At 64.3% G+C, this 2303-nt stretch carries 2 protein-coding genes; both read left to right on the top strand.

The features are described from left to right. Positions 1–77: 77 nt before the first annotated feature. Positions 78–1382: an IS21 family transposase gene (gene istA / locus L6637_RS42150; protein WP_271606377.1), complete on the top strand. Its 1305-nt coding sequence runs from the start codon at positions 78–80 to the stop codon at positions 1380–1382. Further along, positions 1382–2242, top strand: a complete 861-nt coding sequence (gene istB, locus L6637_RS42155; RefSeq protein ID WP_237874446.1) for an IS21-like element helper ATPase IstB — start codon at positions 1382–1384, stop codon at positions 2240–2242. Before istA ends, istB begins: the two co-directional genes overlap by 1 nt. The last annotated feature ends 61 nt before the right edge of the window (positions 2243–2303 follow it).

The following is a 2303-nucleotide window of genomic DNA, read 5'->3' on the forward strand; positions in this document are numbered from 1 at the left end:
TGTCGCGCGCCATGGAAAACTGCCCCCTCGGCGTCATGAGGAATTGCCCCCTCCTTGGATAGCCGAGGAGAGAGCGAATGAAAGAGGAACGAATCACTAGAGGCTCGCGGTGGAGTGATCCACGGGGGCAGGTGATGAAGACGCCGGATGACGTGGCGGAGATGTTGCGCCTGAGGGCGTGCGGGTGGGGTCTGAAGCGGATTGCGCGCGAGCTGGGCTGCAGCCATCACACGGTGAAGGGCTACGTGGCGGCGGGCGGGGTTAAGCCGTTCAAATCGCCTGAGCGACCGAAACGGCTTGATGGCCTTGAGGGTTGGCTGCGCGAGAGGCTCATTCGGCATCGCGGCAATGCGGATGTGGTGCGCCAGGACTTGTTGGCCGAAAAAGGTGTGGCAGTCAGCCGGCGAACGCTGCAACGCGCCGTGCAGCCCTATCGCCAGGCGCTGAAGGCGGAGGCACTGGCGACGACGCGGTTCGAGACGCCCCCTGGCCGGCAGCTACAGATCGATTTTGGCGAGCGTCTGGTCGAGATCGGCGTGGTGAAGATCAAGGCGTTTGTGTTCGTGGCGACGCTCGGGCATTCGCGACGACTGCATGTGCGGGCGTTCCGGGCTGAGAAGCAAGAGCACTGGTTCGCCGGTCTCGAGAGCGCATTTACGACCTTCGGTGGCGTGCCGGAGGAAGTGCTGATGGACAATCCACGCGCGCTCGTGGTGCGCCACGACGCGGTGAGCCGGTCGGTTCAGTTTAACGACAAGCTCATCGCGTTTGCGAAGCATTGGGGCTTCCGTCCACGCGCCTGCGCGCCATATCGGGCACGCACCAAGGGCAAGACGGAGAATGGCGTCGGCTACGTGAAGAAGAACGCGATCGCGGGGCATTCCTTCCCAAGCTGGGAGGCATTCGAGGCGCATCTCGCAGAGTGGGAACGTAAGGTTGCGAACGTACGTATCCACGGCACGACCGGCGAGGCTCCGATCGTTCGCTTCGCGCGTGACGAGGCACACCGGTTGAAACCGCTCGGTGGGCAGCCGTCGTTCGGATCATTGCGCGAACTAACCCGGGTCGTCGGCAACGATTGCGCCATCGAGATCGACACGAACAGTTACTCGGTGCCGTGGCGCCTGATTGGTGAGCGCGTGGCGGTAACGGTCGCGGCCGGCGAAGTGCGGATCCGCCATGGACTGCACCAGGTGGCGGTCCACAAGCAATCGGAGGGGCGCCGGCTGCGGATCGTCGATCCCGCCCATCTCGACGGTGTTGCTGGACGCAATGGCGCGGTCCGCCGACCGGAGATTGCGACGGCGCCCGGGTTGTCTCCACCGCCCTCGTTGTTGCGTCCTCTTGCCGAATATGAAGCCGTGATCGGGGGACGCTTCTGATGACGCGCGCAAAGAAGGCAACCGAAGTACCGACTGATCCCCTCGATGCCATGCTGGCGCGATTGCAGCTCTCCGGCATCCGCGACCAGCTCGACAATTTGCTCGACGAGGCGGCACGCGCAAACCTGTCGGCGCGTGAGACGCTGATCCTGCTGTGCGAACGTGAGATCGCGCGCAAAGATCATCGCCGCATCGACATGGCTCTGAAACTTGCACACTTCCCGGCAGTGAAGGAGCTTGCGGGCTTCGACTTCGAGGCGCAGCCGTCGATCGATCCGAAGCAGATCCGCGACCTGGCCGCGTCACGTTGGATCGCCAACGGAGAGAACGTGCTGCTGCTCGGGCCGCCCGGCGTTGGCAAGACGCACTTGTCGATCGCGCTGGGGCGAGAAGCAATCCTGGCCGGGTACACAGTGCAGTTCACCACGGCGACGACGCTCGTCGCTGGCCTTGCCAAGGCGCATGGCGAGCGGCGCCTGGACGAGAAACTGCTCGCGCTGTCAAAGCCAAAGCTACTGATCGTCGATGAACTCGGCTACCTGCCGCTGGAACCTGACGCGGCGCACCTGTTCTTCCAACTGGTCAGCCGGCGCTACGAAACCGGCGCCATGCTGATCACGTCGAACCGCAGCGTTGCTGAATGGGGCACCGTGTTCGCCGATCCGGTGGTCGCCACCGCGATCCTCGACCGGCTCCTGCACCACAGCCACGTGCTGACTATCCGCGGCGACAGTTACCGGCTCCGCGCCAAGCGCAAGAGCGGCCTCATCCAGCCGCCGCCCGCCGGTGACGGCCCTCCGGTCGGCTCCGCCTCCCTCCGGCCCGTCACCGGCGGAAACAACCTTCAACCGAGATCATAACCCAGATGGTGGGGGCAGTTCTTCATGACGCAAAGGGGGCAGTTCCGGATGGCGTTTGACA

The organism is Bradyrhizobium zhengyangense (genome assembly GCF_022012435.1).
Classification (GTDB): Bacteria; Pseudomonadota; Alphaproteobacteria; order Rhizobiales; family Xanthobacteraceae; genus Bradyrhizobium; species Bradyrhizobium zhengyangense.

Excerpts from the sequence above, each read along its gene's own strand:
- istA (WP_271606377.1), top strand. The coding sequence starts at position 78 with ATGAAAGAGGAACGAATCACTAGAGGCTCGCGGTGGAGTGATCCACGG.
- istB (WP_237874446.1), top strand. The coding sequence starts at position 1,382 with ATGACGCGCGCAAAGAAGGCAACCGAAGTACCGACTGATCCCCTCGAT.